The organism is Rhizobium sp. PEPV16 (genome assembly GCF_008919455.1).
In the GTDB taxonomy this organism is placed as follows: Bacteria; Pseudomonadota; Alphaproteobacteria; order Rhizobiales; family Rhizobiaceae; genus Rhizobium; species Rhizobium leguminosarum_Q.
The window spans coordinates 5,032-10,529 of sequence record NZ_VSZV01000246.1 but is presented as its reverse complement, the minus strand read 5'-3'; the positions used below and the strand labels follow the sequence as shown (position 1 = coordinate 10,529).

The following is a 5,498-nucleotide window of genomic DNA, read 5'->3' as shown; positions in this document are numbered from 1 at the left end:
GTCGTAAGTTGATTGTCGTCAACAACCGACCGACCGGGAATACTGGTAGGCCAGTGCTATCGCGCTAAATCACTCCTTGGGATACGATCCCACTTATCCAATAGCGCTGTCTCCGGTGGGATCATCGACGACGATCGAGCGCGACGTCGAGCAAATGACGCTTGCCGTTTCATAAATGTATCCGGCCCAGCGCGCCTGGAGTACTGTTGCAGCTATGATGACAGGTCCGCACGTTCCGTTCGGAATAAAGAGTTCGGGCACGAAGCCGTTTTTTTCACAGGATTTACGGCATGTTGATCGACCGTTCCGGTCATCACTATGCCAGAGCGTTGTAATTGAGCGAAGAGCGTCAGGCGAAAGCAGGATCTCTGGAGGACGATTGTGCGGCATGCAGGAAAAGTCCGAACACTGCGATTCCTGATTGATGATGCCGAGGCCTTGCGCAGGGAGGCGGACGATCCCGTTGGTAGTGGGTGACCTCAGCGAGGCTCTCGCCGTGCGCCTGCGACCTGGATAACCATGACGCTTGCACGAACGAAGAAGACACCCCTCCAGTACGGTCTTGTTTAGCGATAGCTCGGCGACAGTCCGCCTCAGCTTGACGTTCGCCCTTCCAAAATGGCGTAGACGCTTCACTTGCGAGAGCATCAGACCGGTATATTTTGTTCTAATTTAGAAAGTGGCGTTTAGAAGCTTCTGCGTCGCGTTTAGACATCGGCGATCGGACCCCCCTCCACCAAAATTGAGGACAGTGCGATCTCCGCTTAATTTCATTCTGCATGGGGCGCAAGTCGACAAATGCAGTCCAGATGACCCGACTGACCGAAATTCTCCACATCCGATTTACGACATCGTCGTCACCTTTGTCAGCTTCGCGACACGCATTCCTCTTCGCCCAATCCCGTATTTTCCGCCCACATCGCTGAAATAGCAGCGAAATAATTGTTCGCCAGCTCGATCGGGCCTGCTTGGCACGAATCTTGAGAGCTAATGCGAGGCAGCGGAACGGCCGCCGCATCCGCGGTGCGGGATAACCGCATTGCTTCGAACTCGTGAAAGGACAAACAGTGGCATCACATGGAAAGCGTGGAATTGGCAAATCCACTGCCTCCCAAAATACGCTAGCGGCCCTTGTTGACCACGGTCAGAAGATCTCTCGCCGAATGCGATCCTTAAGGGACAGAGGATTTTCAGACCCCATCCAACAACCTTTTCTAAGCAGGCGCCTCCAGCAAGATCGGTGGCCTCGGGAAATTAGTTCGATCGAGAAGGTTTCGAGATGACTAAGCGGAAAAAAGCATTTTTCGTCAAGCGGGTCAGAGGTGGCAAGCAGGGGTTCGGCAAGGCGGATTACGGTAAGGCGGCGGTCGGCATCGGGGGTATCGGCAAGCCCAAGAGGAAGCCTAACAAGTCTAAGCATTAAAAGAACAGCCCCATCAAAGACAGGAGCTCATCCCTGCGACCTACCACTAACCTCGTACGATCTAGCGCATTCACGTTGCGACCGAATCGTTAACAACGGAGGACAATAAGATGGCACTCACCCTTCCGTGCAATCGGCGAACGCTGCTAACCGGGTTAATCTCCCTTTGCGCACCATCGGGACCCGCGCGCGCGGCTGATGTCATTGATCACGATAAGGTGCAAGGGTTTCCCGACAGCACCTCCGGCTTCCTCAAGACCTTCCAGCCGTATCTCAAGGTCTATAACGGCTGTGTCCCTTTCCCGGCCGTGGATGCCGCCGGCAACGTCAGCGGCGGCCTGAAACCGTCGGGAGCGATGAACGGCCACTGCTCACGCAGCATCGGACAAGTCTACGTCAGAGCGGAATCCTTCAGGGACCAGTGCGCAATCATGTACGCTTGGTACTTTCCCAAGGAGCAGAACGTCGACGGGCCCGGCAATTTGGGTCATCGGTCTGGTTGGCAGAATGTCGTCGTCTGGACGGCGAGTTGTGACAGCCAAGCGCGGGTGAACGCGGTCAGCTACTCAAGCCATGGTCATTACAACCGGGAGACAGAGCCTCACATGAGCGGAACACATCCGCTGGTCGCCTATCAGCGGAACCCATTCCCGCTCAACCCTTCACTTGTTGACACTGGAACTCGTGGAGGGATGCAGCCTGCAATCAACTGGTTCGACATGACGCCAGCAGCGCGACACACGCTTGACACCTATGTCTTCGGCAAGGAGGTACCATTCAACGATTACAACTTCTACTACAATCTGAGCAAGTCCCTATTGTAATTAATGGGTGGCGCCGGCTTCTCGCCGGCGCCTCTTTAAGAGTATCGACGATGGCATGCGCCCAAGCGCACGGTGGAGGAAAACGCCGGCACACATATGATCGGAGCCCGGAGAGACACCATGCACTTCGCGGTTCGTATTAAGCAGGGCTGGATTCTGCGCGAATCACGCCGATCCTGGATGAGCACGATCATGCGCCCGGGAGTGCCAACTCATTGTCAACCCCACGCCTCCAGGCGCCCTCATCGCGCTCTTACCGTTAGATCGCGCAGACCGCCGCCGAGCTAGTTGACATGCCTGCCCTCTCCAAAGTGCCCGCCATTGCACTGCGGGATTCTCCGCATCACATCCGCGTTTCGAAAGCGAAGGAGACCCCGCGTCGAGCGGATAAATGCCGCATCCATACGACATTGTCCGTCGCCTTGATGGCTTAGGCTGCGCGGGACGCCGCCTGACATCGACCAACTTTCTGGAAGAAAACGGCGCTTACAGCGGTGTCGACTACGTCTCCTATGATGTGCTCGGTGACGTTGTGTGCGGCGGCTTCGCGATGCCGATCCGAGAAATCAAAGCTCAGGAAGTCTACATCGTCATGTCCGACGAAATGAATGGCAGAATCGCCAGAGGAATCCCGAAATATGCTAAAGGCGGCATCGGCCGTCTGGGCGGTCTAAGCGTCAGGTCTATGGGCACGAGTGCATGCGCGCAAACGGCGTGCTCGTGGCATACAAGCCGGTCCACGACCGACCCGGAAAGGAACGAGCTCTCGTCTTTGCCCTTCAGCCAGGAATGCTCGAGATCTTGGACGTAGGTGTTCCAGTTCCACTGGATATCACCGAGAGTCAGACTGTCCCGGACCTTGTGGAAGTTGGTCCTGAATCTGGCGAGTTCTGTTTTAGTCCAGAGTAGACGGCATGAACACCGTTACACCACCATCGTCGCCGCGCTTCGCGGAATGCCAAATCGTCGCTTTCTGCGAAGTCGCCTGCCCAGCTCGCGATGGACGCAAGCGATACAAGCCAACGGGCGCCGTTCCGTACTCGCTCTTGAGGAGCCTTTGAGCTACCTGGTTGGAATGCACGGTCAGGCGATGCGCGGCGATTTCCGGGACGTTCGAGTGCCACCCTCTCCACACACTATGGCCTGGGCGGGAAGAAGAGCAAGCCCGCAGGGCAACGAAGCAACGGCTTGTTGACGTCGACGGAGCCGGGAAAAGGCGACTGTATCGCCGGAACGGATGATCGCCGCTTCGGCGGTCGAGATAATCTTGTTGAGCATCGCTACCCCTAGCTGTCCCGTGCCCGGAGCCATTCGGGTATGATTTTGATGAGCTTGTCCTGCGAGTTGCTCGAAACGAACAGGCCGACATGCCCGTACGGAAGTGGAACCTCCTTATAGTCAGTGCTGCCGATCTTGCCGCCGAGCGCCTTGGAGCAGGCCGGCGGAATGATATGATCGTTCAGCGCGAAGATGTTGAGCACGGGCATGTCGATCGCGCGGAGGTGGACGATGCGGCCCGACAGCTCGAACCTGTCCTCGACCAGGCGGTTCTCCTGATAGAGCTCCTTCAGCCATTGCCGGCCGGCTGCGCCTGGGTGGTCCGGCCGGTCGGCCAGCCATTTCTCCATGCGCAGGAAGGTCATCAGCCGGTCCTTGTCGTCGACGATGCGGAAGAGGTCGACATTGTATTTGGTCAGCGAGTCCATCGGCCTCATGAGCGAGAAGATCGAGCTCATGAATTCGCCGGGGATGACGCCCAGCGCATCGACCATGCGGTCGATATCCTCGGGCGCAAGCGAGCGCATCCAGATGTTGAGGAGGCCTTGAATCGCCGCCGGGTCATCGATATCGGCGTGGAAGTCGATCGGCGTGATGGTCAGGACTAGGTTCTTGACCTTCTCCGGATGGAGCGCCGCATAGCAGGTGGTGAAGACGCCGCCCTGGCAGATGCCGAGCAGCGTTACCTTGTCATGGCCCGTCTCGCGGCAGATCCGGTGCACCGCCTCGTGGATATAGTCGTCGACATAGTCGTCCATCGTCAGCCAGCGCTCGGCGCGGCCGGGCTTGCCCCAGTCGATCAGCCAGAGGTCGATGCCCTTGGCGAGCAGGCTGCGAACCAGCGAGCGGTCGGGCTGGAGGTCCGCCATGGTGTAGCGGCCCATCAGGCCGTAGACGATGAGGACCGGCGTCTCGACGGCGCGCTTAGCCGTCGGCTCGTAGCGGAACAGCTCCACCTTGTCGCGGCGCATGACTAGCGTCTTGGGCGTCGCTCCGACATCTACATTCTCGTCGCGGATGCCGGCGAGGACCTCCATCCCCTTGTGGAACTTGCCGACATTCTCGGCGAAATCCTTCAGGAAACTGTTGAAAGCGGTCTCGCGGGGTTCGGTCATTGTTCATTCCTCTCCTGGTTGTGTAGTGACGCCGCCTGCACGTACAGCAGCATCGCGCTGTGCCCTGAGGCTGGCGCGCAGCTCCCGCCTCAGTTCCGTGATTTGCCGCGTCAGCGCATCGAAATCCCGCTGGTTCGAAACGCCGAACAGCTTGCCGACGCTGTCGGTCATTTGCTGCTGGCGGGTGCGCAGCTCCAGCGCTGCGAGCAGCCACTCGCGCTGCGCGGCGAGGAAATCCTTAGAGCGCAGGTTGCTGATCAGTTCCTCGTTCGCAATGTCCCTCCACTTGCCGAAGGCCTTGCGCCAGCCGAAATCCTTGGCGTCTCCTCCCTTCGTGTCGGCGAGCGTTGCCCTGTAGCGTTCATAGGCCTTGCTCCACGGCACGGTGGCGATGGCTTGATAGGTCGCCATTCGTTGGCTCACGTCCATCCAGGCCGCCATCAGCGCGTAGACCTGCCGGTCGAGGTTGCACATGTCGGCAAGGCGCGGGGCTTCCGCCATGCGCTTGATAGTTTTCGAGATCTCGTCGCCCTGCGCGGCGGCTAACAGGCTGCCGCCAGCCGCGCGCATGGTGAAAACGGGCATCATCGATTTGAACCACAATTTTTCAAACTCCCCTGCCTGCTCGATGTTGCTGCGCCACATTTCCGACATGCGCAGCAGCATCTGGGAGAATTCCGGTTGGTCATCCGAGCTCGGGGTCATGGCCTGCTCACTCCCGCAAGTGCGTTGGCATAGATCGCCCGGGCCTGATCGTCGTCGAGCTCGCGCGGATTGTTGACCAGTAGGCGATCCTTTTGCTTCATCGCATCCTCCGCCAGCTTGGAAAGATCGCCTTCTCCGATTCCAACCGCCGAA

The 5,498-nt window shown here is 58.4% G+C and carries 4 protein-coding genes and 3 pseudogenes; 4 read left to right on the top strand and 3 right to left on the bottom strand.

Features of this window, described 5'->3' with window-relative positions; translation table 11 throughout:
• Positions 1-1,052 precede the first annotated feature (1,052 nt).
• The 4 genes and pseudogenes from FY112_RS37550 to nifH form a co-directional block, all read left to right on the top strand.
• Positions 1,053-1,154: pseudogene (locus FY112_RS37550) on the top strand (hypothetical protein); the annotation flags it as partial.
• A 125-nt stretch (positions 1,155-1,279) separates the two neighbouring features.
• Positions 1,280-1,423, top strand: a complete 144-nt coding sequence (locus tag FY112_RS36680) for a hypothetical protein (RefSeq protein WP_181018188.1) — start codon at positions 1,280-1,282, stop codon at positions 1,421-1,423.
• A 110-nt stretch (positions 1,424-1,533) separates the two neighbouring features.
• The gene (locus FY112_RS09220; RefSeq protein WP_151518230.1) at positions 1,534-2,247 is read left to right on the top strand and encodes an NPP1 family protein; all 714 of its coding nucleotides are present in this window, start codon (positions 1,534-1,536) and stop codon (positions 2,245-2,247) included.
• A 427-nt stretch (positions 2,248-2,674) separates the two neighbouring features.
• Positions 2,675-2,920 (top strand): annotated as a pseudogene (gene nifH / locus FY112_RS37545) (nitrogenase reductase); the annotation flags it as partial.
• A 613-nt stretch (positions 2,921-3,533) separates the two neighbouring features.
• Here the strand turns inward: nifH and phaC are convergent.
• From phaC to FY112_RS37540, 3 genes and pseudogenes are all read right to left on the bottom strand, one after another.
• On the bottom strand, positions 3,534-4,640 hold the full coding sequence (phaC, locus tag FY112_RS09210; protein WP_151518228.1) for a class III poly(R)-hydroxyalkanoic acid synthase subunit PhaC: 1,107 nt from the start codon (positions 4,638-4,640) through the stop codon (positions 3,534-3,536).
• A 3-nt stretch (positions 4,641-4,643) separates the two neighbouring features.
• Positions 4,644-5,345 (bottom strand): poly(R)-hydroxyalkanoic acid synthase subunit PhaE, encoded by a 702-nt coding sequence (locus FY112_RS09205; protein WP_151518227.1) that lies wholly within the window; start codon positions 5,343-5,345, stop codon positions 4,644-4,646.
• Positions 5,342-5,498: pseudogene (locus FY112_RS37540) on the bottom strand (alcohol dehydrogenase); the annotation flags it as partial. The gene FY112_RS09205 and the pseudogene FY112_RS37540, both read right to left, overlap by 4 nt.